Here is a 25,316-nt window from a genome sequence, read left to right as displayed (position 1 = left end):
CCCGACGGCGGCCGCAGCGACGGGACCCCGAACCGTTTTACTCCCGCCGGCAGAGTTCCGGCCGTGTCTCTCCGCCGGACGAAACCCATCGGCCGTCTGTACGACGCGGTCGCCGACCACGACCTCGTTCTCGTGCCCGACGCGCCGCTGGCCGACGCCATCAACCGCCGTCTCGACCGCCCCCATCTCGGCACGTTCGCGGTGACGCCACGCCGACTCGCGACCGGCCGCCGGGAACCCGCCGAGGACCGAACCGCCTTCCTCGACGTCATCGAGGACAGCGACTACTCGTGGAAACGGACCGCCCGCACCATCGGTGACGTCATCCAGTCGTGGGAGTACGAGGCCCGCCCGGGCGCGATTCTCGAATACGACCGCTTCGATACGCCCGAAGTCCGGGATATCCTCGAATCGGTTCGCGCGCTCGATACTACCTCAAAACGGCTGACAGAGTACGCCATCGACCCGGGCATCGACGTCGCCGTCGTTGCCGAACCGCAGTTCACGCCGCTCGAACGGTCGATACTGCCGGCCGACTACGACCGTATCGACCCCTTCACCGATGAGGCCTTCGAGCACCCGCCGTTCCGGGTCTTCGAGTCGCCAACGGCTATCGTCGACGCCCTCGTGGATGCCATCAATGCCGAGACGGCCGACGACGTGGCCGTCGTCCTCGACGCCGGCAGCGAGTATTCGACGCTGCTTGAATCCGCGCTGGAATCGGCCGAAATCCCGTTTTACGGCGGCCCCGGATTCACCGACGATACCGACGTGCGGGCGCTGCTCCGCCTGCTTCGAATCGCGTTCGCGGGGTCGGATATCCGCGTCGCCGACGTCCGGCCGGTTCTCAACCGTCTCGGGGCGGACCCGAGCATCGAACACGACCGCAAGCGTGTGACCGCGCTGGAGGACCCGGCCGTCGAGTGGATTCAGACGTTCGTCGCGACGGCCGACTCGAAAACCTTCGGCGAGGCGCTCTCCGAATACGAGGCCGCCGTCGGGACGTCGCTGGCCCGGTTCCGCGAGGAGTTGCGCGAACTCGACGTCCACGACGAACCGCTGACTGCCGACATCGTCGACGACGTGGCCTTCTATCTCGACAGCTACGAAGTGCCCATCGACAGGGACAACGAGGGCGTGCTTCTGGCCGATGCGACGGCCGCGGGTTTCGTCGACCGGCCCGTCGTCTTCTTCCTCGGCCTCGACGACGGGTGGGTCCGGGGGTCGCCCGAACGGCCGTGGGTCGATTCCGACGACGCCTACGAGCGGAACCGCGACCGCTTCGAGTTCCTGCTACAGAGCGGCACCGAGCGTCACTACCTCGTCCAAGACACCGCAGGCGGCAACCCCGTAACGCCGTGTCTCTACTTCGAGGACCTGCTGGAATCCGACTACGAGCGGTTCAGCGACCTCCCGTCGGTTCGCCATCGCCGCCCGGACCAGTCGATGGGCGACGGCTTCGCCCACGAGCCGGTCGCCGAAGACGTGGGGACGACGAGCCACGAGACGCTGAGCCAGTCGTCGCTCAACAGCTACGTCAACTCCCCGCGGGACTACTTCTTCGACCAGGTAGTCGACTCCCCGGACCGCGACTACTTCCGGGAGGGCAACCTCTTCCACGACTTCGCGGAGTGTTACGTCGAACACGGCAACCGAATCGACGAGGCGACCATCGACGAACTCGCCGCGGAGATGGTCGACGAACTCTCGCCGTACGTCCGCCCGGTCGAGGATGAGACGCGCCGAACTCGCTTCGAAATCGGCCTGCGGAACATCGCCGAGTTCATCGATTTCCATCCGCCCGAGGCGACCGATATCGACGCCTCGACGGGCTGGGGAACCAACTTCGTGGCCGACTATCTCGGCCTCGATATCGAATCGCCCGTCACCGAGCAGTGGTTCGAGGACGCGGACCTCGGCACGAAGGGCCTCATCGACTACGTCCAGTCACCGACGCATCTCGTCGACTACAAAACCGGCTCGAAGAAGAGCCGCCGTGCGGTCGTCAAGAACTCCGCCATCGAGGAGCCGACGGACACCCCGGACTATCAGGCACTGCTGTATCTCACCTACCAGCGCCGCCAACGCCCCGGCGAGCGACTCTCCTTTACGTTCGTCCACTTCCTCGAGAACCTGGACGACGTCATCACCGGGGATGCCGACCCCGCCGACCTGCTGACGACCGTTCGCTACTACCCCGAACCGTTCGCCGACTTCGTCGCCAGCGGCTCCGCCTACGACGAGTTGTGCGACGGCTACTCGGACTGCCGCGGGACCTTCGAGGCGCTCGGCTACGAGACCTATGCGACGGTTATGGGGGACCTTGGCTTCCCGGACGCTGACCGGGACGAGATACGGGATTCCGAATACGCCGATGCGCTGGTGGCGGCCGTCGAGGCGGCCGTCCCGCCCGATATCGACGCCGACGTCGAGAAAGGCTGTGACCAGGCGATTCGCGCGCTCGCTGGACTCCGTGAGCGCAACTACTTCGAATCGGACCTCGATGCCTTCGAGGCCTTCCTCGACGAGCGCCTGACGGAGTTGAACGACCGCCTCGCGACGGGCGAACGGTTCCCCGTCGACGGCCTCGGCGAGGAGGCGAACGAACGCTATCTGAACCACCGCGATTTGCTCCTCAACGATGACTGACGACACTACACCCTCCGACGACCCGTCCCCGAACCCGGCACAGCAACGCCTCATCGACAGCACCGACGGCCTCTACCTCGTCGACGCCGGCGCCGGCACCGGCAAGACGTTCACCATCACCAGACGGTACGCCAATATCGTCGATTCGGCGGGCGTCGACCCCGACGACATCCTCCTGCTCACGTTCACGAACAACGCCGCCGGCGAGATGAAGGACCGCATCGTCGCCTACAGCGACTACGGCGCCAGCGCCTTCGCCGACGCGCCTATCGGTACCTTCCATAGCCTCTGTCACCGAATTCTGGAGGCCTACGGTACCGACGCGCCGACGCATCTCGGCATCGACGACCGGATTACGGGGTCGACGCGCGTGGTCGACGACGACGTCGTCGAGGCCGAACTCTTCCGGGAGTTCCGCAGCGCCTTCAGCGACCGCCACCCCGAACACCACGACCTGCTGCGGGTCGCCACCGACGACGGCACCCTGCTGGACCTCATCAACAACCTCGCTGCGCGCGGCGTCTTCCCGACCGCCGACGGCTGGTATCGGGACGGCCGCGAGAAACTGGAGGGCGACCGCGAGGCGTTCCGCGAGGCCTTCGACGACGTCAACGAACCGCGCAACGGCGGGAGCAAGCAGTCCCGCCTTCGGAAGAAACTCAACGGCTACGGGAAGTCGAGTACCTACTTGCCCGAGGCGCCGGCCAAAGCCGACCTCCGGGGCGAGCGTGGGACCAAGGCCGTCCCCGAGACGACAGGCGACCGGGCCTACGAGGAGGACCGCGAGGAACTCTTTTCGTTCGTTCACGACCTCTACTTCGAGTATCTGGAGTTCGCCCTCGCGCGGAACTACCTCACGTTCGGCTTCCTGCAACTGTTCGCGTTCGTCCTGCTGTGTGAGGACGCCTCGGTCCGTGAGGAGTTGGCCTTCGAGTACACGATGATAGACGAGTTTCAGGACACCAGCGAAATCCAGTTCAAAATCGCGCTGCTGCTCGCGGATACGCCGAACATCTGTGTGGTCGGCGACTGGAAACAGAGCATCTACTCGTTCCAGTACGCCGACGTGCGGAACATCACCGAGTTCGAAGAGCGTCTCGATGGCTTTACCGAGGAACTCAACGGCGACGAAACGCGGGTTGACATCCCACTCGAGGATATCGAGAACATCGACCTCACCGAGAACTACCGGTCGACACAGGACGTACTGGACTTCTCCGAGCACGCCCTCTCCGTTCCCGCCAGCAGTCGCGAATCGGTCGATACGGAGGCCATAGACGACCGTATCGTGTCGCTGTCCTCGAATCGCGACTTTCGGAACACGCTCATCGAAGCCTACCAGCACGACGACGAGGAGGAACTCGTCCTCTCGAAAATCGCCGATATCGTCGGCAACAACGCCTACGCCATCGAGGACGACGGCGAGGTGCGCGCGCCGACGTTCGGCGATATCGCCGTCCTCACCCGCACCCGTGATTTCGGCCGCGAACTGTTGGCGACCGCCGAGGAATACGACTTCCCGGTCGCCTACGAGGGCGGCGTCGAACTGTTCCGAACGGACGCCGCAAAGCGGCTGCTGGGCTGGCTCCGAGTGCTGGAGGACCGCGAACGAGGGTGGGCCTTCGTCCTCGAAGACGCCGGCTACACGCTCGATGAGATTCAGCATCTGCTGGACACCGAGACGTATCCGACCCATATGCGGGCGTTCGCTGCCGACCTCGATTCGCTGGAGTCGGTCAGCACTATCGCCCGACGGGTCTTCGAGCGTTACGGCCATAATGGGGCCGTCGCGGATGCCATCCTCACGACGGTCCAATCGGTCTACGATGCGACGACGATGACCCGCGGCGACCTCATCCGCTTTATCGAGACGAACATCGAAACCGGCGGCACACACGAGGTGTCGGCACCGGCCGGCACCGATTCGGTGACCGTCCAGACGATTCACGCCGCGAAGGGGCTGGAATACCCCATTGTCATCCTCGCGAACATGAACGACTACCGCTTCCCGCCCTCGGGCGGCGGCTCCGGCGTCATCACCTACAACGAGGAAATCGGCCTCCGGCAATGCGACGTCTTCGACGACAACCACGCCCGCCCACACGTCTACGACAACTGGCGATGGGACGTGCTCCGCTACTGCCTGCCGGACGACGCCGACGAGGAACGCCGCCTGCTCTATGTCGCCATCACACGGGCCGAACAGCACGTCCTCTTCACGGCCAGCGACCCGAACACGTTCCTCGAAGAGCTACCGGTCACAATCGAAGAGGCCACGCCGGACCTCCAGCCACACGCCCCCGACGACACCGGCGGCGAACGGCTGTCGGTCACGATACCCGAACCCGACGGCCCGGTCGGCTACTCGCCGCACTCGTTCATGTCCGAGGCCGTCTTCGAGGGCGTCGAGGACGGCCGCGGCACCGACTTCGGTAGTCGCGTCCACGAGTTCGCCGAACGGTACGCCCTCGGCGATGACGTTCGGCCAGCCAACGACGACGAACGCGCAATCGTCGACTTGCTCGACTCGCTCGACGGCGAATTACGCCCCGAGGAGGACGTCCATCTCCCGCTCGACGTCGACGGCCGGTCGGTCGCGATAACGGGTATCGTCGACCTCCTCGTCGACCACCCCGACGGCATCGACGTCATCGACTTCAAGACCGACCGGGGCCGCCACGCCGAAGCCGAGTACCGCAAGCAGTTGAGCGTCTACTACCACGTCGCCGACGCGTGGGCCGACGGCCGACCGGTGTCGGCGTCCATCTTCTATACGGCGACCGGCGAGCGCCAGCGCATCGACCCACATTCGCTCGACGAACTCGTCGATTTACTCCGGGACCGCGAGACCTGACGGCCGGACCGACTCTTAAAAACGCGAGGATAGACGGCTGAAGGGCTAACCCACTTGCCTGCAACCATCGGGCACGATGAACATTCTCACACCGCTCGCAGGTGAGACGCGATGACCGACGGGCCGAACCTGAGTCGCCGACGACTGCTCGCACTTTCCTCGGCGACCGCCGGCAGCCTCGCCCTCGGCGGCGTCGGCACCGTCGCCGGTGATGGCGACCACACTCGCGAGAACGTCACCATCGAGAGCTACGACGGCACCGATATCGCGATGACCATTTATAAGCCGGCCGGCGCCAGCGCCGACGACCCCGTGCCGATGATTCTCCACTCCCACGGGTGGTCAGGTTCCCGGACCAACAGCGATGGCGCCTTCGCCGTCGAGATGGACCGCGGCTTCGGCGTCCTGAGTTTCGACCAGCGGGGCCACGGCGAATCGGGCGGGCAGGCCCACGTTCAGGACCCCGACCGGGAGGGGCGGGACGTCATCGCGGTGCTCGATTACGTCGAGGAACTCGACTGGGTCGCCCGAAGCAGGGGCAGCGCCGGCACGCGACCCGAAGGCCGGGCCAGCGACCCGATGGTCTTCGCTATCGGCGGCAGTTACGGCGGCGCCTATCAACTGGTCGGCGCCTTCACCGAGATTCGGGAGAAGGGTTACACACGCTTCGACGCGCTGGCACCACAGATAACGTGGTTCGACCTCAGCGAGTCCCTCGCGCCGCGGGGCGTCGTGCGCTCGGCGTGGGTCGCGGCGCTCTACGGCCTCGGCGCGCCCAACGTCCCCGAGTACGTCCACCGTGGCTTCGCCTACGGCATAACGACCGGCCAATGGCCGAACGGCGAGATACCGGGCATCTCGGACCTCGACGGGCGGTTCTTCGGACACGGCCCGAGCGGCTTCGTCGAGGAGGGCCTGCAACTCGATATTCCCGTCCTCTTCGGACAGGGGACCAGCGACAACCTGTTCAACCTCAATCAGGCCTGGCAGAACTTCGAGCGGGCGCTTTCCGACCGTGCCCGCGAACGGAGCGCCGTCGTCGCCTACAACGGCGGCCACGCGCTGCCCAACGTCCTGCCGCCGGGGCAACTCAACTTCGAGGACTCGTGTTCGACGGACGCTCCCAGTTCCGGGACGGAGGTCATCCGAAGTTCCGGATTCGCGGAACTCCGCCTGCAGTTCTTCGAGGCGGTCCGGGACGACGCGGGCGACGCCCGCGACCTCGTCGGGTCGGCCTATTCGCTGACGACCGCCGACGGCGGTCGCTGTCTCTCGCTGGACTCCCTTGAGAATCGGACGACGCTGGCAAGCGGCATCGACCTCGGCGTCGCCAACGACGGGTCGGGGAACCTCGATATCGACCACGCAAGCGGCGTCGACGACCGAACCGTCGCCACCGGCGAGGGCTTCCCCGGCGAGTACGACCCGGAAACGGTCGCCGACGCGGCCGACGGCGCGGACGGTGGCCCCGCAGCCACCCCGACCGGCGCGGGCACGCCCATCCATCTCGAACTCGCGGAGGGACCACTGACGGTCGGCGGCATCCCCGAGTTGAGTGCCGACGTGACCAGCATCGGCGTCGACCAGCGGGTCTTCTTCGCGCTCTCGGTCGGGCAATCGCCCGCGACGGCGCGGGTCGTCCAGAACAACATGCTGCCGCTCCGCGAACCCGACCCCGTCGTCGGCGAGAGCCGGAACGTCGAGTTGCCCGGCGTGGCCGTCGACGTGCCGGAAGGCGAAACCCTCTATCTGACCATCTCCGCGGTGTCGGACATGTCCTTCGCCCACGGGTCGGTCCGGACGCCCGGGACCGTGCTGTTCGAAAACATCAGCGTGGACGTGCCGCTGGTCGAATAAGCAGGCCGCTTACGGCGTGTAGGTGCCGTGGAGCACCGTCTTCTCGATGACGTGGTCGTCCATCTCCTCCCGTAATGCGTCGGCATCCGCCGATTCCGGCAGGCCGAGTTCGGAGTCCAGCGCGTAGAGTTCGAACCGGTAGGTGTGTTCCCCGTCGGGCGGGCTCGGGCCGCCGTAGCCGCGTTCGCCGAAGTCGTTTTCGCCCTCGGTGGCGCCCGCGAGAGCGGGGTCCCAGTCTTCCGGTATCGTCCGCGTCTCGGGGCTGATATCCCAGACGAGCCAGTGGTCCCAGATCTTGCCCGCGGGTTCGATGGCGTCGGGGTCGTCGACGATGAGCGCGAGTGCCTCCGTCTCCTCGGGGACGTCCTCGATTTCCAGCGGCGGGTTCTCGTTTCGCTCGTCGTAGCCGTACCTCTCGGGTATCGGGGCGCCATCGTCGAATGCGGGACTTGTCAATCCAAAGGTCATTATACGTCCGGGGTGTTCTCGCCCACCGTATGTATGATTGATGGCGCTCCGTCGCGGGACCGTCCCAGCGGAATGGGCTCCGTGTCTACTCTCCGGTTTCGTCGGTTAGAAGCGTGTTCTCGACCAGTACGGTGATGCCGCGTCGAAGGCGCTCGGTGACCGCTTGGTCCGAGATGTCGAACTCCTCGGCGAGTTCCTTCGTTGAGATGCCGCGCGGCAGGGAGTAGTAGCCCGCTTCGACCGCGTAGATGAGCGTCTCCCGCTGGGGCGGCGTGAGGCCGTACCACGGGCCAGCGTCGGGGCTGGTAGGGTTATATATCCGGTTGACGGTCACGCTGATACCCGCCTCGACGTAGTAGTCGCGGAACTCCGAGAGCGCGTCGTGGCTCGGAAACCGGAGTTCGATTCCCCAGGTGTTGGCGCCGCCGCTTGCCCCCAGAAGGACGGCGTCCATCTCCCGAATCCTCTCGAAAAACGAGTCCTCAGAGGGGGTCCAATCGAGCGCGTACAGCGTTTCGCCGTTGTGGGTGCTGACCTGCGTGATGTCACCGACGGAGGGATGGTCACGGACGGATTGCTCGAAGGAGTCCCGCCCGTGGTCCTGAATGCGGACGAAGGGGGTAGGCTTGCCTCCGAGCGGGACCATCGTCTCGAGGGTGACGTGGGTCTCACCCTCGACCCGTAGAATCCGCCCCAACTCGAAGGACGTCGATGGGAGCGTTGCCTCGACGATGACACTCATCGATTACCGGTAGTTCGTTGCGGGCCCGGTTAAAGTCTCCCCAGTGACATTTGCCCCCTGTTTTCAAATGCTTGGTGTACCATGCCATTCGGTACTACTATCCCCGTTCGGTTTGTATGCGTTACCACAGAAGAGGTTGGACGTGTTTTGCTGAGCGAGTTATCCGGGGACGACGACATATTTCGAGTAGGTCGTTATGTTACAATCGGCTAATCGACTCACCGTTCGTGTCCCTTCTACAATCATTATGACATCTGAGTCGCCCTTCGACGACGTTTCGAGCGCCGAGGAGTTCGAGGCTCTCCTCGGCCAACTCCTCCTTGTGGCATTGGAAAGCAGCATCGACCTGGAAGGCTCCTGGGTGTTCCGTTCCGACGACGGAGCCCCGGACTTCGAGGTCATGGTCTACGAACTGGAGGCCAGCGACGACACCGAGGAGTGAGCAGTACGAGTCCGCTGGTAACAAAAAGTACCCCGGGACGATACCATGCGGTTCGTCCGGGGTCATTGGGTGGGGGTGGGGTGGGGGTTCGGAGGTCACGTCGGATGGTGCCCGAAGCCGACCTCCGCATGGACCAATGCGTCCGTTGCCCATTGTAATACGGTTGTTACGGATTATTCGGCCGATATCCGACGCTTTCGTTCCGCGAGGACACCCTGCGTCGGCGGCCGAGTCGAGGCGGGGCTCCGAGGGACAGTAGCCGCGGCAGAAAACGGCGGCCGCCGCCTGACGCCTGCGGTATTTGATGCTCTATAACTATGGCCCGGTTGGCCGACGGTCCTGACATGTCTTCCGACGGAACCAGACGGCGGCTACAGGAGGCGGGACTGTCCGCATACCGGGGCGCCGTGTTGCTCGTCGCCCTTCTCATCGTGTTGGGAATGTTCGTCGGGATGGCGTTTCTCGTCTCCGAGGGGCGCATGTCAGCCGGTCCGCTCGTCCTGTTCAGCGGCGTTATTCTGGGATACCTCCTCCGCTCGCTGAAGGACATCATCTGACGGATTCCCCCGAAAGACACCCACACCGAGCAGCCCGAGAGCCCGACGAGGCCGCGCTGCGACGACCGCGGAAACCACGATACACGCCCCGTTAGACGAGGAATACCGGCGGAGATTTCTTGGAAACGGCCGGCTATGAGATGTATGCGCGGAATTTCCAGAAGTTCGTGATACCGTATGTCACGATTACTCTAGGTAGTCCATTACTATCCACCCGTAGCGACACTATCAGTCTATGACGGAATTCCTGTCAGAGCACGACCTGGACCGGATCGCAGAGTTCGCATCGACGCCGGCCTACGAGCGCACGCCGGAGCAACTGATGCCCGGAGAAGACGAGTAGTTCCGCCGGTTCGGTGCTTACGCCAGGTTCTGTGCTTCGATGGTCTCCCAGATGTGTTCGCCGTGTTCGGTGATGCCGTAGACGCGACCCTTTTGTTGGTCTTCCGAAACGAGCAGGTCGACGAGCTCTCGCTCCCGGAGGCCGCGGAGCGCCCGCGAGATGTGGGCGATAGGACAGTCGGTCTCCTCGGCGATACGGGAGGGCGTCGCGGGCGATTCCGCCAGTCGCTGTAGCACTTTGACCCGATACGAGGAACTGATTACGTAGCTAACCTCGTCCCAGTCAGCACTCATCTGTTCTCCGTACGCGTTCTCCTTCGGAGGCGGTTTGCTGTGTGGTCATACCCATGTGGATACCTGATACGTTCGAATGCCTGCGGGTTGGTAGTCGACAAGTCCGGGTGCCGATGCTGTAATTCCCACTCGCGCTTGTATAGCCATTTCGTCCGTTCAAACCCTCCAGATCTCGAGTAAGAACCTCAAACCGCCACCAGCGGACCGAATCATCCCCCCGTCTTGCCGAGCGCCGTGAAACGAATACTGGGCGACGAAAGGCTCACCTTACCGGCCCCTTTCGGGAAATACGACCGTAATCATCCCGCGAAACTCGGTCGGCAGCCATCGCGGACCGGTTTGTGCCCTCGCACGCGTGAAAGGAGTAGGAAACCCTGCGGGACACCGGACCCCGTGCCGAAGGTGGCGACCGGTTCGGAGCCAGCCACACCGCGCCGAAGGGGTCAGAGGGTTCGAGGTGGCGGGCACATCACCGACCCCCGAACATGTTCGAGCCAAGGATGTATTGAGGGCTATATATCCGGCAATAGAAGGCCTGAGGCGAGTGTTTCTTTCGTACTAGCTGCCAGTCTTTCAACACGCTTTTATGAGTTGTGGCCCCAAACACCGATAATGTCTCATGCCGGGAAGGGAGATAGTTGTACAGCGATGGACGGGACAGTAGTCTACCAAACTACCGCAAACCTCGACGAGACGGAACTGAGCACGGCAGTGCTCATGTCTCTCGAGTCGCTTCCAGGATACGATGTCGAAAACGGCGATACAGTCGTCTTCGATTCCATCGATCTGGACGCCCTGGACGAGTTGTTCACTACGACGACCGACACGCCCCGTGGCTGTGTTACGTTCCCCGTCGACGAATACCAGCTCACCGTCACCGCCAGCGGTGAGATAACTATCAGAACCTGACAACGCACTGCGAGTAGTCGTTCCCTGTCTCGTCCCTGCAGACCCGAACCCCCTTTCTCCGGCCCTCAGTATTCCTCAGTGGTATCGACGGAGCGAACTATACGGAACGAACACGTAGACGTAACAACCCGGTAAACAACCCGCCAGAACCGTTATTTGTAGTAGGAGGCACTTACCCAGTATGCACACGGAGGCAGTTCCGGTGATTAGCGAGAACGGGGGTATGGATAACGGGCCCGACCAGACGAGTTGTGGGAAGCAAACACTTACCACGTATTCTGCGCCGGTAGCGTCTTTCTACCGAACGCACCTCGAGGAGTCGGTACAGTGAATTCTTCTATCGGGGAGGCGTGGGAGGAGGCTGCCTCGGACCCGGACTCGCATACCGACCTCGATTACGAACTCCAGCCGCTGACGGTCATCAAGCTCGAAGAGAAGAAGGGTGGCAGTTACATGATTCTCCCGGGCGAGGCCGACCACCTCGAAAGCGAGGAGTTCATGGTCGCCGACCCCGGCAGCGTCTGTCGGCTCGACGAGTGCCGCTGAGGTTAGTCGTGTTTCAGTAGTTCGGCGGGAATCTCCTGCTCACGCTGTTTCTGTCGCCAGTACTGAACGCCAGCCGAAACCGCGAAGGCGAGCATCAGCCCGATACCCAGCAGGCCGGTCGGAATCGCCGCCAGACCCGGAACCCCGAGGGTGGACAGAGCGAACAGCAAGCCGCCAACCACCGCGAGACCGAGATAGTGTAATCGCCAGCGATACGTCGGTTCCGACGTCGGTGTCAGATAGGAATCGAACTCGTTTGCACGGTTCGTAAGTCGTACCTCGCCGCTGGAATCGTCGTATTCGATGATGCCTGCGTCCTCCAGTTTCGGCACGTGGGTCTGATAAAGGGAGACGTACACCCGCTTTCGCTGCTGGCGGCGGAGCTCGTCGACCTCGACGTCGTTTTCCAGCGCCGCGATCTGTTCGGCGAGCTCCTTGACGGTCGCCACCCCGTCGTGCTGACGAAGGTAATACAACACCATCCGCCTGCGCGTGTTGCTGAGTATCTCGAAGACGAGATCCGGCGACATCGCACCGGACGTGTCAGCGTCAGAGCTCATTTTCCCTGCCGTGTATGCCTGTCCTTTCGAACTCGGCTAGCGGAGTTGACGCTCTCATACTACTGTGGTCTGGTCGTGTATGCTTTGTTACGGCCTAGATAACGAGGGTACGACCAGCATACTCTCTCAGACAGACATGTGATATGTCGAATAATAACGAGAAGGAACCATCCCGTTTTGACGCCGGGATTCCGCTAACGAAAAAAGCGGCTATCCTCGCATAGGCGGTCAATAACAAACAGGGTAGGTGGTGTCAGGATAGTCGTACCGAAATCTGGGGCTCGGTAACGGGGATTGAGCCTTCAACATATCAACGATAGGGATTCCATATTGGGAACGGATGGGGTCTCGCGGACTACAAAGCCATGAACCGCAACACACCACACGGATTCAGAGAGCGGAACCGGATCACGAACCGAACGCCAGCAGGGCGGTTCGCCCCGATGCCGCGGGGCGGGCGTCCATCACGGAGTCGGAGCGTCGACGCCGAGCCGGTGAACAGTCCAGTTGGCTATGCAACACGTCGGTTCAGTCGTAATATACCTATTAATATCCGGAATCCCTTGGTAAGTATCCAGAAAGGGGGGAGCGGAAGATGTCAAAAACAATGAACGAGGTGTCCGCGAGCGACGAGGTACTGCCCGCGGAGATCCAAGATGGGGAGGCCGACTCCGAGTCGATGGCCGACGAGGCTGGGGAGACCGACGACTCGCGTGTGGAGTCGTTACCGCTCGATCAGGTGTTCGGGATACTGAAAAACCAGCGACGCCGATACGTGCTGAAATACCTCTACGAGGCCGAGGAGCGCGTCTCGCTGAGCGAGGTCGCCGAACAGATCGCTGCCTGGGAGAACGACAAGGACGTCCGACAGATTTCCTCCAGCGAGCGCAAGCGCGTCTACGTGGGCCTCTATCAGTGCCATCTGCCGAAGATGGACGGGGTCGGCGTTATCTCGTTCAACAAACCGCGCGGCGTCATCGAACTCGGTGAGAACGCCGACTCGCTCTATCGGTATCTCGATACCGACGACGAGGCCGACGAGCCGCCGTGGCACGTCTACTCGGTGGCGCTGTCGCTTGCGGGCGCGCTCGTTCTCGGGGTCGCGCTCCTGTTGCAGCCGATGACGACGGTTCCCGTCGTCGACCTCGCGGTCGCCACCGCGATTCTCGCCTTCTCGACGTACTCTATCGCGAACATCAGTTGGCTGCGACGGAACGACGAGGAGGACGCGGACGACGCTCAGGCATAAGCCCGCGTCCGATTCCTCGTCGAGTACCGCTCGCCGGCCACGACCCGTTTCCTTCTCACCTCCTCTGCCCGAAGGGGATGCATAACAAAGCCTGCCTCACGATTACGCTTCCCCGCCGAGGGCGCGGTTTGGCCCTCGAAACACGGAAACAGCAATGCTATCGATACCATCACTCTCGACTGAATCAGCCATGCAACGCATCGTTCCGACGGTGAACGGATGACGAGCGCCGAACTGGGGTCGAACGTCCACATCGACGAGGGGGCCACCGTCGGCTACGAGTACGACAGCGAGGTCGGCCCGGCCGTCATCGGCGACGACGCGACCGTTCGTTCCGGAACGAAAATCTACGCCGGCGTGACGATCGGCGATGGGTTCGTCACCGGCCACGACGCGCTCGTGCGCGAAGACACGACCATCGGCGACGACGTCGTCCTCGGGACGAAGTCGGTCCTCGACGGCGCGGTGACCGTCGGCTCGAACGTGAGCATCCAGACCGGCGTCTACGTCCCACCCGAGACCGAAATCGGCGACCGGGTCTTCCTCGGCCCGAACGCGGTCATGACGAACGACCCCTACCCGCTCCGGGTCGACGTGGACCTCGAAGGCCCGACCATCGAGGACGACGTCTCGGTCGGCGCGAACGCGACGATTCTCCCGGACGTCACCGTCGGTGAAGGTGCCTTCGTCGCCGCCGGTGCCGTCGTCATCGACGACGTCCCGCCGGAGACGCTCGCCGTCGGCGTCCCCGCCGAACACCGCCCGCTGCCCGAGCGCCTGCCGCCGGAGAACCTGATAGCATGAGTATGATCTCGCTTTCCGACCCACGCTTCGAGACCGAGGAGATAGACGCCGTCCGCACCGTCCTCGAAGACGGGATGGTCGCCGACGGCCCCGAAGTCCGCCGCTTCGAGACCGAGTTCGCCGACTACTGCGGGGCCGACCACGCCGTCGGCACCGCCAACGGCACCGCCGCGCTCCATGCCGCCCTCGAAGCCCTCGATATCGGCGAGGGTGACACCGTCGTCACCACGCCGCTTTCCTTCGTCGCCAGCGCGAACGCGATTCGACTGGCCGGCGCGACGCCCGTCTTCGCCGATATCGACCCGCTGACGTACAATCTCGACCCCTCCGCCGCCGAACGCGCCGTCCGCGAACACGACGCCGACGCCATACTGGTCGTTCACCTCTACGGCCTGCCCGCCGACATGCACGCCTTCCAGGACATCGCAGCCGACGAGGACGTCGACCTCATCGAGGACTGCGCGCAGGCCCACGGCGCCACCTACCGGGGTCAGTCGGTCGGCACCTTCGGGGACGCCGCCGCGTTCTCCTTTTACCCGACCAAGAACATGACCACCGGGGAGGGCGGGATGATACTCACCGACGACAACCGCGTCGCCGAGCGGGTCGCCAGTTACATCAACCACGGCCGGACCGGCGACGACGCCTACGCCCACACGCGAGTGGGCCACAACTACCGGATGACGAGCATCGCCGCCGCCATCGGCCGAGTCCAGCTGGAACGCCTCCCCGAGTGGGTGAAACGCCGACGGCAGAACGCCCGACGGCTGACCGCGGCGCTGGACGACGTCGTCGGCATCGACGCCCCCGTCGAACCCGACGGCACCAATCACGCCTACCACCAGTATACGGTCCGGGCCGAGGACCGCGAGGAACTCAAAGAACACCTCGCCGACGAGGGCGTGGACTCGGGGGTCTACTATCCGACGCCGATTCACGAACTCGGCGCCTACGAGGGATTCGACGCCGAGACGCCGGCCGCCGAAACGGCCGCCGACGAGGTGCTGTCGCTGCCGGTCCACCCCGGCCTGAGCGAAGCCGACCTCGACCGTATCGTCGAAGCGCTCGGCACGCCCCGGAACCGAACGCCGCTGTGAGGGCCCCCTGAATGTGGCCCTGGGAGCACGCGGCGCTGGGCTATCTACTCTACTCGCTGTCGCTTCGCGCCCTGGGTCGGGACCCGCCGGCCGACCTCGCCGTGCTGGCTCTGGCGGTCGCCACCCAGTTTCCGGACCTCCTCGACAAGCCGCTCTCCTGGGGGCTCGGCCTGTTTCCGACCGGCTACGCGCTCGGTCACTCGGTCTTTCTCGCGGCTCCACTTGGGGTCGGCCTACTCGTCTGGAGCGCCCGCGCCGGGCGAACGCAGGTCGGCATCGCCTTCGTCGTTGGCTACTGGTCACATCTGGCTGCCGACGTCTTCGACCCGCTTCGGTACGGCATCGCCCCGCTCCCGGCCCGGGTTCTCTGGCCGGTCGTTCCCCGGACGCCCTACGAACAGGACCTCGGCCTCGGCCGCGGGCTGGCGTACCTCGGGGAGTTCCTCACCTCGCTCGCGGCGATGGACACCCTCACCCTTCTCGTGCTCTACCTCCTGCTCCCGCTCGGGACCGTCGCGGTCTGGCTCTGGGACGGCACGCCCGGACTCACACCCGTCGTCCGGGCGGTCAGCGCGGTCGGGGCGCGCATCCGTAGCGTCGGCCGGTAGGCAGGTCATAATCCGGCCTCGCGCCCGCGTAGGCGATTCATTACTACCCCACGTCCTCACCTCGAACGACCCGGAATGGTCGAACAAGCCACACAACTGCTCGAGGGGGTCGAGTTCACGCATCGCTGGTATCGCCAGTTCCTCCAGCGATTGCTCGGCGACGGCTACGACTTCCGGACGTTCTCGGGGGAGCTCGGCGACGGCGACGTCGCCCTCCGCCACGACGTGGACCTGCGGATAGACGCCGCGGTGGAGATGGCCCAAATCGAGGCCGACCTCGGCGTCACGTCGACGTACTGCGTGCTGCTCACGTCGCCGCTATACAACCCGCTCGAAGGCGAACACCGTGAATCCCTCCAGAAAATCGATTCGCTGGGCCACGAGGTGGCGCTGCATTTCAGCACCCACGAGTACTGGCCCGCCGAATCACCGCCGGAGGAAGCCGACCTCGAAACCCGGGTCGCCGAGGAACGCGCAATCCTGGAGACCGTCGTCCCGCCGACCGAAACGGTCTCCTTCCACCGGCCGCCGTCGTGGGTCCTCGATTACGACTTCGACGGCTTCCAGAACACCTACGGGCCGGGGTTCTTCACGGACATCGACTACATCGCCGACTCCAGCCAGCGCTGGCGGGACGACCCGCCGCCGCTGGAGGCCCTCCCCGAGACGATGCAGATACTCACCCATCCGGGGTTGTGGGGCGAAGAAGACGCGAGTTTCGACAAACGTATCGAGATGGCCGTAAGCCACACCTGCAGTCACGCCAGCCGAAACGCCCGCCGAGAGTTCATGAACGGAGGTACCAACTGATGGTCGATACGACGGCCGACGCACAGCGCCGAAACCAACCGACAGCATCCGAGGGACTCCGCCATGTATAGGGAGATGACCGTCGCCGTGGTCGTCCCCGCCTACAACGAGGAGGGGTTCGTCGGCGACGTCATCGCCGAGTTGCCCGACTTCGTCGACCGCGCCTACATCATCGACGACGGGTCGACCGACGGGACCTGGGCGGAGATACAGGAACACAGCGACGCGCGAAACGAGGTTCACGACGGCCACTTCGAGGACCTCGTCGTCCCGATTCGCCACGAGGAAAACCGCGGCGTCGGCGGCGCCATCAAGACCGGCTACGAGCACGCCCGCGAGGAGGGAATCGACGCCACGGCCGTCCTCGGCGGCGACGACCAGATGAACCCCGAGGTGCTCACGCGGTATCTCGACCCCATCGCCGACGGGGTCGCCGACTACACCAAGGGCAACCGCTTTGCCCGCCCCGAAGACTGGGCGGAGATGCCCCGATTCCGGCTGCTGGGCAACGTCGTTCTCTCGTATCTCACCAAAATCGCCAGCGGCTACTGGGAGACGATGGACTCCCAGAACGGCTACACCGCCATCTCGCTGTCGGCGCTGGAGCGGACCGAAATCGACGGGATGTACGAGTATTACGGCTACTGCAACGACCTGCTCGTGCGTCTCAACGCGGCGGACGTCCGGGTCGCGGACGTGCCACGGTCCTCCGAATACGCCTACAGCGAGGGCTGGAAGAGCCACATCGACTACACCGAATACATCCCCCGCGTCTCGGGGATGCTCTTCCGGAGTTTCCTGTGGCGACTCCAGCGGAAGTACCTCATGACGGGGTACAGCCCCATCGCGCCGCTGTACGTTCTCGGCATGGTCATCTCGACGCTCAGCGGTCTCGGCCTGCTGAAATCCGTACTCTCCCGCGACGGCGAAAGCGGGACCTGGACGCTCGCGACGACCGCCGGCCTCCTCACGTTCCTGTCGGCGTCCATCCTCGACCACGAGAACAGCGACCACCTGGAGACGCAGGTCGCGCCCGACGACGATTCGGGGGAAACCCAAGCCGACGCCCCCGCCACCGGTGCCGACACGGACGCGACTGCGGACGGAACCGACGCCCGCGACGAAACGAGCAACGCCGCAGAAAGCATCATGCCCACGGAGCAATAGATGAGCCGAAACACATCACAATCGGCGGACGGCGAACTGACGGTCCTGATGACCGGCGCCGGCGCACCCGGCGCCTCCGGCATCGTCAGGAGCCTCCGGGCGACCGACGAACGGGACGTCCGAATCGTCGGCGTCGACATGGATTCGGAAGCCTACGGGTTCGCGCTCGTCGACGAGAGTTACATCGTTCCCGCAGGCACCGACGAGGCGTACATCCCCCGGATGGCCGAAGTCGCCGACCGGGTCGACGCCGACGTCATCCTCCCGCTGACGACGGACGAAATCGAGCCGCTCGCGGCCAACCGCGACGCCTTCGAGGCCACCATCATGGTCTCGGACCCCGATGTCCTCGACGTCGCTAACGACAAGGGGAAACTCTACGGGTTCCTCGCCGAGGAGGGCTTCGAGTCGGCGCCGGCCTACCACCGCGTCGACACCGAAGCCGAGTTCGTCGCGGCCGTCGAGGAACTCGGCTACCCCGAGCGGCCGGTCTGTTTCAAGCCGCCCGTCGCCAGCGGAATGCGCGGATTCCGCGTCCTCGACGAGCGGACCGACCGACTGACGCGCCTACTTGAGGAAAAGCCCAACAGCGCCGTCACGACGCTGGATGAGGTCCTGCCGGTCCTCTCGTCGGCCGAGGAGTTCCCGGAGTTGGCCGTCATGGAGTACCTGCCCGGCGAGGAATACAGCGTCGACGTCCTCGCGATGGGCGACAGCGTCGGCCCGGTCGTCCCGCGCTCCCGGTCGCGAACCCGCGCGGGCATCACTTTCGAGGGAACCGTCGAGCAGCGCGAGGACCTCATCGCCGAGGCCGCCGACATCAGTCGAAGTCTCGGCCTGGAGTACAACGTCAACATCCAGTTCAAGTACGACGCCGATGGCGAACCGAAAGTAATCGAAATCAACCCCCGCGTCGCCGGGACCATCGTCATGTGTGTCGGCGCCGGGGCGAACATGCCGTATCTCGGCGTGAAACACGCTCTCGGGGAGTCACTGCCGGCGGTCGATATCGCGTGGGGCACGCATATGGTCCGCTACTGGCAGGAACTCTTCCGGTCGCCCGATGGGCGAACGTTCCACGTCGATTCCGAACCCGAGGAGGTGCACCTGACACAATGACAATCGACGCCGTCTGTTTCGACCTCGACGACACGCTCTACGATTACCTTCGGTACGCGAAAGCCGGCCTCGACGAGGCCGGCGATTACCTCGAAGCGCTCACCGGTCGACAGTACCACGCGGAACTGTACGACATCTACTTCGAGGACGACCTCTCCGAGGGCACCTTCGATACGCTGGTCGACCGCCACGGCCTCGCACCGGAACTGGTCGACGAACTGGTCGAGGCCTACCACGGCGCCACCGACCCGCTCGAACCCTACCCCGAAACCGAGTCGGTGCTGTCCGAACTCGACGGGGACTACCAGCTCGGCTGTATCACCGACGGCCGGGAGGGCCACACGAAACTCCGTCGACTCGGCATTCGCGAGTACTTCGACGAGGTGCTCGTCACGCCGAACCTCGGTCGCTCGAAGACGGATTCGACCGTCTTCGAGCACGTCCTCTCGAATCTGTCGGTGTCTCCGCGGGCGGCCGTCTACGTCGGCGACGACCCGCGGAGCGACTTCCGCGCCCCCAACGACCTCGGGATGACGACAGTCCGGGTCCGCCGCGGCCGATACACCGACATCGAACCGGTCGACGAACGATCCGCTCCCGACCACGATATCCGGCATCTGAACTGCCTGCTGGATATCCTGGCCACGGCTAACCACGCGCGCCAAAACCAGAGCCTCTCGAAGGAACGGTGAGAACGGCGGCCCGCTTCGGGGGGTGGCCCCGGTCGGACGGCCAATCGGAAACGACGGAGAACGGGACGACCAACGGCGACGACACCCCGAACGGGACCGTTCGGACCGACGAATCACGAGCGCACGCGGCGCGCTCGGGACGACGACCCACGATGAAGCAGGTAGCACCCACCCACACCACGGCGGACCGGACGGATAGCCCTCGCCCCGCGTTGCTGCCACCCGCCAACGTCTCGGGGCGACATCGTCCGACCCGTCCGGGCCTCACCGAGCCACAGGACCGATGAACGGGACCGCACGGCTCTTCCGTCGGTTCCTCTCGCTGCTGGGGCCGAAGGTGCTGGCGACCCTTATCGCCGTGATTTCGACGCCGATTATCGTCCGCCTGCTTGGCCCCGGCAACTACGGCGACTACGCCGTGTTGCTCTCGATTTACTCGCTGTATATGATTCCCATCAGCGCGGCCATCACCGAGGGAGTACAGAAGTTCGTCGCCGAGGAACGCGACGAGGATGGGTGGGTCGAACGCGTCATCCAGTTTTACCTCGTGTTGGCGTTCTGTATGGCGGTTCTCGGCGTCATCGTCCTCGTGACGTTCACCAGCCTCGGCTTCGCGGCCCTCTTCGGGGAGGGCTTTACCACCTACTTCTACGTGCTCGCCGGGTTCGTCTTCGTCGGCCAGTTCCGCGGCCTCTCGATGCACACCGTCCTCGGGTTCGGCCTCGAACACATCAAGGGCCCACTCGGCGTCCTCAAGAAGACGGTCACGGTCGGGCTGGGCATCGGCCTCGTTCTCGCCGGCTTCAGCGTGTTCGGCATGCTCGTCGGCCACATCGTCGCCAACGCCCTCGTCGCGCTCATCGCGGGCACTGTCATCCTTCGACGCATCTCGATTCGACGGCTGTTCACGTTGCCGGGGAGGGTGCCGTACCGGGAGTTTCTCTCCTTCAACGGCCTCAACATCGTGCTGGTCCTGCTGGTGATGTCGCTGTTCCACGTCGACGTCGTCATGGTCAGGACGCTCGTCGGCGACGAGGCGACCGGCTACTACAAGGCGGCGCTGTCGCTGGCGGAGTACATCTGGATCGTCCCCATCCTCCTGCAGACCCTCCTCCTCCATTCGAGTTCGAACCTCTGGAGCGAGGACAAACGGGAGCAGATAACCGAACTCTCCGGGCGAATCACCCGCTATACCGCCCTGCTAGTGGTTCTGATGGCCATCGGTCTCGCCACGCTCGCGGACCGCGTGGTGCCGCTGTACTACGGCGACCCGTTCACGGTGGCGACGGTGCCGCTTCTCCTGTTGCTTCCGGGGGCGGTCGGTTTCGCGGTCGCCCGCCCGCTACAGGCCATCTGTCAGGGCTCGGGAGAACTGAAGACGCTCATCGCCGCCGTCAGCATCGCCGCGTTGCTCAACGTCGCCCTGAACGCGACGCTCATCCCCCGATTCGGGATGAACGGCGCCGCAGTCGCCACCAGCATCGCCTACGGGTCGATGTTCGGGCTGCTCGTGTGGGCCGCCAGACGTATCGGCTACGACCCGCTCGTCGACATTCGGCCGGTCCGTATCGGCGCGACCGCCGTCACCGCCGGCCTGCTCATTTTCGCCGTCGATAGCCTGATTACGAGCGACGTTCTGGCACTCGTCGTCGTCCCGGTGGTCGGGGCCGCGGGATACGGCGGTGCCGCTATTTTGACCGGCGCCCTCGACGTCGACGAAATCGTCGGCATCCTCGACCAGTTGCCCATCCCCTACGAGTTCGCCGTCGATTCGGGTGGGTAGTCGCTGGATAGCTTACCGCTACTGCGCCCGTTCTGCGACGTCGGCCATCGTCTCTATCCGCAGGTCCGACGTCGCTTGTTTTTCGGCCGCGTATGCGATAATCGATTCCATCCGCCGGGCATCCCGCTCGGCCTGGAGGTTGTTCGGGTGAAGCCACGCGTGGAAGACCCCGTCGGTGCGGCTGGCACGGTCGATGGCGTGTTTGGCCTGCCGGACGATGGGGTCCTCGGCGAGCGTCTCGACGACGGCGCGGGGCATTCCTTCGAACCTGAAACAGAAAAGCGACGGCGGCACGTCTACGAGGCCGTGCTTGTCCACGGTCGGTTCGACCAGTTCGACGCGTTGGGGGTCGATAGTCGCCAAGAGTTTCTCTAAGGGCCGGCGCAGGCGGCTCTCGGGTGGGTCGGCCGCCCCGCGATAACAGGAAAACCCGGTTTCGGCGAGCAACTCCCGGTGGCCGACCGCGTTCCGCGGGAAGACGAACGATTCGTACTCGATGTCGAACGTCCGGGCGACCTCGATGGCGGTTTCCAGTTCGGCCCGCGCGATATCGCGGGTGGTTCGGGGGTCGTCGAAGAGAACGTGCGAGAAGGAATGGCAGCCGATTTCGTGGCCGGCGTCGGCTTCGGCGATGGCTTCGACGAGGTCGGGACCGAACCGGAGGTCCCGCCGGTCGCGCCACGCGCCGCGCTCGCGGGCGAACCAGCCGTCGACGGCCGGATGGTCGGCGTGGATGCCATTGCAGTCCTCCAGAAGGAGATGGCCGACGACGGCCCACGTCGCGGGCACGTTGTACGTTTCGAAGATTTCGAGGAGCGTCTTCCATCCGGGACGAGCGGATTCGATGCGGTCGGTCGGCGGGTTGGAGTAGTCGTGAAAACCCCAGCCGAGTTCCGCATCGATGGAGAAGACGACGGACCCCACTACGAGATCACTCCGGTCATGGCCTCGGGGAGTTTCCGAATTTGCTTAGTTATCCACCGATTTACCGGCGTCATCGTCCCGGTTTCCAGCGGCGTATTTCTCGTCCCCGGCAGTCGTTTCTCCTTCCGGGGACCCGTCCTCATCCCCGGTTCCCTCCCCGTTCCGCGCTGGTCCCGCGAGCGTCCGACCAGTTGCGACCACCTCGACTGCCGAAAGCGGGTATTCCTCGGCTGGCGGTATCGGTCGAGTCAGGCCGATAAACAGCCCAGCAATTCCGAGCGTTTTCGCGGTGAGGATGGTAACCGACCGCATCACCCCCCGTCTGGAGGCGACGATACCGAATCCGAGCAGGGACAGTAGCGTCCACAGCAACAGCAGCGGCGCGACGAACAGCGAAACGACACCCGCAGAAAGCCAGGCCAGAAGCCCCAGTTTGTACCGCTGCCGCCGGAGTTGCCATCTCAGTATCGTTGGCGAATCGAGCCGGCTCCGAAGTATCTGGCCCTGGCCGATGTAGTATCCATGCCCCCAGCGGCGGATGGGTTCGGATATCGTATCGTCCTCGGGATGTATCACCGATACCTCCGGGAGACGAACCAGTCGATAGCCGGCCGCCCTGAGTCGAAACCCCACGTCGATATCCTCGTTGCTGCGGAGGTACGGGTCGAACCCACCGATCTCGTCGAGGGCTTCGGCATCCGAGAGCATGGCACCGCCGAGCTTGTCGGCTTCCGAGATACCCGTCTGCGTCGAGTTATTGAGACAGCCTTCGACCGCAGCGACGTCATCGTGGGCCGCCAGATATGCCATCGCCTCAGGGAGCCACGTCTCGGTCAACTCCATATCCCCATCGACGAAGAGGATCCGCTCGGCGCTGGCAACGTGTGTGCCGACGTAGCGCCCCGCGCTGGGCGTGGTCAGGTCATCGGAGGGTATCCGAAGGACCGTAATCGGATACTCCGTCGCGTACTCAACTGTCCGGTCGGTCGAATTCGAATCGACGAGGATGACCTCGAACCCATCGACGTCCCGACAGGCATCGAAGACGGACTCGATGCACTCTCGAATCCGGTCTTCCTCGTTGTAGGCGATGATAACGACCGACAGTTGTGGAGCGGCGTCGCCGTCGTGGTCGGCCAACTCGGATATCGTCACGTCTGGAGAACCTCGTTTCGGGGTTGTATCTCGGCGATTCGCCGGTGGGTGCCGGACGGGACGATTGGGGTGTTCCCCGTCGGCCGTCGTCGGTGTATCGGTGAGATATCGGAACCAGCACTCTCAATCAAGTTGTAATGGACGCCCTACCCGGACGCCGTCGGTGATGATTTAAAAGTCAGGGCAGGGCCAACCACGGCAAGTCGCGGGCCGTCAGAGCGTAAGTGACTCGTCCTCCAGTTGGAGTTCCTCGAAGAACTGCTCGTCGTTCGCCGTCGCGATGGTGGTATTCTCGATGGTGAGACTCGAATCGTCCAGCGTGGCTGGTTGCTTTCCGACGGCGATACTACTATCTACGATACGGCAGTTCTGTGAATCCCGAAACAGGAACCCCCGTCTATCGGCCCCGGATTGCTCGATAGTACAGTTTCGGAAAACCGTCCCGTCCCGGCCCGCGATTTCTGCTATCACCCCGCTACCGGCATCCCCGGTAATCGATACGCCATCGAAAACGGGGGTTTGGTCCGGTTCGTCTTTGGGCGGGAACGCCCTGACTGCGGGGACATCGTCCCGGTCCAACCGTATATCCGTATCCGTGACGGTCCCACCCCCGTTCGACCCGTGAATCACGACCGCGCCGAAACTGTCAGCGGCGTCCGCCTCGAAGGATATCTCGCAGTTGTCGATGCGTTGCCCGGATTTGTTTCGCAACCGGATGCCACGGGCGTTTAACTGGCCCCATCCGGTCGTTTCGCCGTCGACGACGACGGTCACGTCCTGTGCTTTCGCCCCCGTCGAACCGAGCCGGACGTTCGCGATGTTGTTGTTGCGGTAGGTCCCACCGATGACGTTAACCAGGCCATCACCACCGTTGGGGGCGCCGGGAGCCGAAGCGTAGAGGCCATTATCCGAAAACCCGTTCACTTGGCAGTCCCGGAACGTCAGTTCACCCGAGTGGTTGTCGCTTACGTACATCCCCGTGATTTTTTTGTCACCTCGAATGTTCACGGAATGGAAGTTCTCGACGAGCGCGGAGCCGTCGGGGTCATTGACATCTATTCTGACGATTCCGAGCTGGTTCTCACAACTCCCCTCGTAGGTGACGTTCCGAATCGTCGACTCGCCCTCGAGATAGAAATGTAAGGGCCCACCGCTGTCGGTATCGCGGAAATCGAACCGAATGTCCTCGAGTAACAGGTCGCCGACGCCGTTGAAGAAGACGTAGGGATGACCGCCACGACAGCCCCCCTCCGTAGGGACGAATCGCGGGCGTTCGTCCCCCGATTTCACGAGACCGACCTGCGTCCGGTCGGCTATCTGGAACGGTTCCATCTCGTAGGTCCCGGACTGAAAGACGAACAGCGTGCTGTCGTCGTCGTACTCCTCGAAGAGGAAGTTGATCGGTTCGTTCCCGTCCGGATCGGCACCGGCTTCGACAGCGTTCACAACGGTATCGAACCGCTCTTCCGGTGGCGGTTCATCAGGCTCCTCGGTAGGTTCCTCGGTTCCGTCGGGCGTTTCCGGCGGGTCCTCGGGACCCGGGTCGTCCCTGGTTGCTCCGTATAACCCGACACCAAGAACGCCCGCACCGCCAGCAATACCGGCCCCCCTTAGAACATCTCGTCGCTCGACGTCACCGATGGCTTCTTCGAATTTCTCTTTCATTTACAGGCAGATAGACTGCACGG

23 protein-coding genes are annotated in these 25,316 nt (G+C 64.0%); 16 read left to right on the top strand and 7 right to left on the bottom strand.

Annotated features, from left to right (window positions below; all coding sequences use genetic code 11):
• The first annotated feature begins 63 nt into the window (after positions 1-63).
• The 3 genes from HWV23_RS15955 to HWV23_RS15945 all read left to right on the top strand — a co-directional run bounded on the left by HWV23_RS15955 (position 64) and on the right by HWV23_RS15945 (position 7,360).
• Positions 64-2,649, top strand: coding sequence for a PD-(D/E)XK nuclease family protein (locus HWV23_RS15955; protein ID WP_178291372.1), 2,586 nt, complete (start codon positions 64-66; stop codon positions 2,647-2,649).
• Positions 2,642-5,503, top strand: coding sequence for a UvrD-helicase domain-containing protein (locus HWV23_RS15950; protein ID WP_178291371.1), 2,862 nt, complete (start codon positions 2,642-2,644; stop codon positions 5,501-5,503). Before HWV23_RS15955 ends, HWV23_RS15950 begins: the two co-directional genes overlap by 8 nt.
• Before the next feature lie 111 nt (positions 5,504-5,614).
• Entirely contained in the window at positions 5,615-7,360 is a 1,746-nt protein-coding gene (locus HWV23_RS15945) for an alpha/beta hydrolase (protein WP_178291370.1), read from the top strand.
• A gap of 9 nt (positions 7,361-7,369) precedes the next feature.
• Here HWV23_RS15945 and HWV23_RS15940 read toward each other — a convergent pair whose 3' ends face one another.
• Together HWV23_RS15940 and HWV23_RS15935 are read right to left on the bottom strand one after the other, a co-directional pair.
• The gene (locus HWV23_RS15940; protein ID WP_178291369.1) at positions 7,370-7,828 is read right to left on the bottom strand and encodes a YbhB/YbcL family Raf kinase inhibitor-like protein; all 459 of its coding nucleotides are present in this window, start codon (positions 7,826-7,828) and stop codon (positions 7,370-7,372) included.
• 85 nt (positions 7,829-7,913) lie between these two features.
• Entirely contained in the window at positions 7,914-8,570 is a 657-nt protein-coding gene (locus HWV23_RS15935) for a helix-turn-helix domain-containing protein (protein ID WP_178291368.1), read from the bottom strand.
• A gap of 247 nt (positions 8,571-8,817) precedes the next feature.
• Between HWV23_RS15935 and HWV23_RS15930 the strand changes: the two genes are divergently transcribed.
• Complete coding sequence (locus tag HWV23_RS15930; RefSeq protein ID WP_178291367.1) at positions 8,818-9,012, top strand: hypothetical protein; 195 nt, start codon at positions 8,818-8,820, stop codon at positions 9,010-9,012.
• Between the two features lie 344 nt (positions 9,013-9,356).
• On the top strand, positions 9,357-9,569 hold the full coding sequence (locus HWV23_RS15925) for a hypothetical protein (RefSeq protein ID WP_178291366.1): 213 nt from the start codon (positions 9,357-9,359) through the stop codon (positions 9,567-9,569).
• A 360-nt stretch (positions 9,570-9,929) separates the two neighbouring features.
• Here the strand turns inward: HWV23_RS15925 and HWV23_RS15920 are convergent, their stop codons facing one another.
• Entirely contained in the window at positions 9,930-10,205 is a 276-nt protein-coding gene (locus HWV23_RS15920; RefSeq protein WP_178291365.1) for a winged helix-turn-helix domain-containing protein, read from the bottom strand.
• 612 nt (positions 10,206-10,817) lie between these two features.
• Here HWV23_RS15920 and HWV23_RS15915 point away from each other — a divergent pair.
• Together HWV23_RS15915 and HWV23_RS15910 are read left to right on the top strand one after the other, a co-directional pair.
• Positions 10,818-11,114, top strand: coding sequence for a HalOD1 output domain-containing protein (locus HWV23_RS15915; RefSeq protein WP_178291364.1), 297 nt, complete (start codon positions 10,818-10,820; stop codon positions 11,112-11,114).
• 327 nt (positions 11,115-11,441) lie between these two features.
• Positions 11,442-11,660, top strand: a complete 219-nt coding sequence (locus HWV23_RS15910; RefSeq protein WP_178291363.1) for a hypothetical protein — start codon at positions 11,442-11,444, stop codon at positions 11,658-11,660.
• A 2-nt stretch (positions 11,661-11,662) separates the two neighbouring features.
• On the opposite strand, the gene HWV23_RS15905 is transcribed toward HWV23_RS15910, so the two are convergent.
• Positions 11,663-12,220, bottom strand: coding sequence for a helix-turn-helix transcriptional regulator (locus HWV23_RS15905; protein WP_178291362.1), 558 nt, complete (start codon positions 12,218-12,220; stop codon positions 11,663-11,665).
• A gap of 607 nt (positions 12,221-12,827) precedes the next feature.
• Here HWV23_RS15905 and HWV23_RS15900 point away from each other — a divergent pair.
• From HWV23_RS15900 to HWV23_RS15860, 9 genes are all read left to right on the top strand, one after another.
• Positions 12,828-13,469 carry a DUF7344 domain-containing protein gene (locus tag HWV23_RS15900; RefSeq protein ID WP_211693276.1) on the top strand — a complete coding sequence of 214 codons (642 nt, stop codon included), beginning with the start codon at positions 12,828-12,830 and terminating at the stop codon, positions 13,467-13,469.
• Between the two features lie 219 nt (positions 13,470-13,688).
• On the top strand, positions 13,689-14,273 hold the full coding sequence (locus HWV23_RS15895) for an acyltransferase (protein ID WP_178291361.1): 585 nt from the start codon (positions 13,689-13,691) through the stop codon (positions 14,271-14,273).
• Positions 14,274-14,275: 2 nt separating this feature from the next.
• Positions 14,276-15,370 carry a DegT/DnrJ/EryC1/StrS family aminotransferase gene (locus HWV23_RS15890; RefSeq protein WP_178291694.1) on the top strand — a complete coding sequence of 365 codons (1,095 nt, stop codon included), beginning with the start codon at positions 14,276-14,278 and terminating at the stop codon, positions 15,368-15,370.
• An 11-nt stretch (positions 15,371-15,381) separates the two neighbouring features.
• Positions 15,382-15,978, top strand: a complete 597-nt coding sequence (locus tag HWV23_RS15885) for a metal-dependent hydrolase (RefSeq protein ID WP_178291360.1) — start codon at positions 15,382-15,384, stop codon at positions 15,976-15,978.
• A 75-nt stretch (positions 15,979-16,053) separates the two neighbouring features.
• The gene (locus HWV23_RS15880) at positions 16,054-16,788 is read left to right on the top strand and encodes a polysaccharide deacetylase family protein (protein ID WP_178291359.1); all 735 of its coding nucleotides are present in this window, start codon (positions 16,054-16,056) and stop codon (positions 16,786-16,788) included.
• A 63-nt stretch (positions 16,789-16,851) separates the two neighbouring features.
• Positions 16,852-17,955, top strand: a complete 1,104-nt coding sequence (locus HWV23_RS15875) for a glycosyltransferase family 2 protein (protein ID WP_178291358.1) — start codon at positions 16,852-16,854, stop codon at positions 17,953-17,955.
• A complete protein-coding gene (locus tag HWV23_RS15870) occupies positions 17,956-19,074 on the top strand; it encodes an ATP-grasp domain-containing protein (RefSeq protein ID WP_178291357.1) in 1,119 nt (372 codons plus the stop codon).
• Positions 19,071-19,766, top strand: a complete 696-nt coding sequence (locus tag HWV23_RS15865) for an HAD family hydrolase (protein ID WP_178291356.1) — start codon at positions 19,071-19,073, stop codon at positions 19,764-19,766. The genes HWV23_RS15870 and HWV23_RS15865 overlap by 4 nt, the downstream gene beginning before the upstream one ends.
• Before the next feature lie 283 nt (positions 19,767-20,049).
• Entirely contained in the window at positions 20,050-21,549 is a 1,500-nt protein-coding gene (locus tag HWV23_RS15860; protein WP_178291355.1) for a flippase, read from the top strand.
• 18 nt (positions 21,550-21,567) lie between these two features.
• On the opposite strand, the gene HWV23_RS15855 is transcribed toward HWV23_RS15860, so the two are convergent.
• The 3 genes from HWV23_RS15855 to HWV23_RS15845 form a co-directional block, all read right to left on the bottom strand.
• A complete protein-coding gene (locus HWV23_RS15855) occupies positions 21,568-22,473 on the bottom strand; it encodes a polysaccharide deacetylase family protein (RefSeq protein ID WP_178291354.1) in 906 nt (301 codons plus the stop codon).
• A 45-nt stretch (positions 22,474-22,518) separates the two neighbouring features.
• Positions 22,519-23,628 (bottom strand): glycosyltransferase family 2 protein, encoded by a 1,110-nt coding sequence (locus HWV23_RS15850; protein WP_178291353.1) that lies wholly within the window; start codon positions 23,626-23,628, stop codon positions 22,519-22,521.
• Positions 23,629-23,841: 213 nt separating this feature from the next.
• Positions 23,842-25,293, bottom strand: a complete 1,452-nt coding sequence (locus HWV23_RS15845) for a right-handed parallel beta-helix repeat-containing protein (protein ID WP_178291352.1) — start codon at positions 25,291-25,293, stop codon at positions 23,842-23,844.
• Positions 25,294-25,316 lie beyond the last annotated feature (23 nt).

Origin of the sequence: Natronomonas halophila (genome assembly GCF_013391085.1) — an archaeon.
GTDB classification, from domain to species: domain Archaea; phylum Halobacteriota; class Halobacteria; order Halobacteriales; family Haloarculaceae; genus Natronomonas; species Natronomonas halophila.
Note: the sequence above shows the minus strand (reverse complement) of the source record. Positions and strands in the feature narration are given on the sequence as shown.

What these genes read in the sequence shown, in the direction of transcription:
- HWV23_RS15875 (WP_178291358.1), top strand. Translation starts at nt 16,852, where the DNA reads ATGTATAGGGAGATGACCGTCGCCGTGGTCGTCCCCGCCTACAACGAG.
- HWV23_RS15900 (WP_211693276.1), top strand. Translation starts at nt 12,828, where the DNA reads ATGAACGAGGTGTCCGCGAGCGACGAGGTACTGCCCGCGGAGATCCAA.
- HWV23_RS15905 (WP_178291362.1), bottom strand. Translation starts at nt 12,220, where the DNA reads ATGAGCTCTGACGCTGACACGTCCGGTGCGATGTCGCCGGATCTCGTC.
- HWV23_RS15870 (WP_178291357.1), top strand. Translation starts at nt 17,956, where the DNA reads ATGAGCCGAAACACATCACAATCGGCGGACGGCGAACTGACGGTCCTG.
- HWV23_RS15925 (WP_178291366.1), top strand. Translation starts at nt 9,357, where the DNA reads ATGTCTTCCGACGGAACCAGACGGCGGCTACAGGAGGCGGGACTGTCC.
- HWV23_RS15930 (WP_178291367.1), top strand. Translation starts at nt 8,818, where the DNA reads ATGACATCTGAGTCGCCCTTCGACGACGTTTCGAGCGCCGAGGAGTTC.
- HWV23_RS15915 (WP_178291364.1), top strand. Translation starts at nt 10,818, where the DNA reads ATGTCTCATGCCGGGAAGGGAGATAGTTGTACAGCGATGGACGGGACA.
- HWV23_RS15885 (WP_178291360.1), top strand. Translation starts at nt 15,382, where the DNA reads ATGTGGCCCTGGGAGCACGCGGCGCTGGGCTATCTACTCTACTCGCTG.
- HWV23_RS15935 (WP_178291368.1), bottom strand. Translation starts at nt 8,570, where the DNA reads ATGAGTGTCATCGTCGAGGCAACGCTCCCATCGACGTCCTTCGAGTTG.
- HWV23_RS15940 (WP_178291369.1), bottom strand. Translation starts at nt 7,828, where the DNA reads ATGACCTTTGGATTGACAAGTCCCGCATTCGACGATGGCGCCCCGATA.
- HWV23_RS15860 (WP_178291355.1), top strand. Translation starts at nt 20,050, where the DNA reads ATGAACGGGACCGCACGGCTCTTCCGTCGGTTCCTCTCGCTGCTGGGG.
- HWV23_RS15845 (WP_178291352.1), bottom strand. Translation starts at nt 25,293, where the DNA reads ATGAAAGAGAAATTCGAAGAAGCCATCGGTGACGTCGAGCGACGAGAT.
- HWV23_RS15920 (WP_178291365.1), bottom strand. Translation starts at nt 10,205, where the DNA reads ATGAGTGCTGACTGGGACGAGGTTAGCTACGTAATCAGTTCCTCGTAT.
- HWV23_RS15865 (WP_178291356.1), top strand. Translation starts at nt 19,071, where the DNA reads ATGACAATCGACGCCGTCTGTTTCGACCTCGACGACACGCTCTACGAT.
- HWV23_RS15880 (WP_178291359.1), top strand. Translation starts at nt 16,054, where the DNA reads ATGGTCGAACAAGCCACACAACTGCTCGAGGGGGTCGAGTTCACGCAT.
- HWV23_RS15945 (WP_178291370.1), top strand. Translation starts at nt 5,615, where the DNA reads ATGACCGACGGGCCGAACCTGAGTCGCCGACGACTGCTCGCACTTTCC.
- HWV23_RS15950 (WP_178291371.1), top strand. Translation starts at nt 2,642, where the DNA reads ATGACTGACGACACTACACCCTCCGACGACCCGTCCCCGAACCCGGCA.
- HWV23_RS15890 (WP_178291694.1), top strand. Translation starts at nt 14,276, where the DNA reads ATGATCTCGCTTTCCGACCCACGCTTCGAGACCGAGGAGATAGACGCC.
- HWV23_RS15895 (WP_178291361.1), top strand. Translation starts at nt 13,689, where the DNA reads ATGACGAGCGCCGAACTGGGGTCGAACGTCCACATCGACGAGGGGGCC.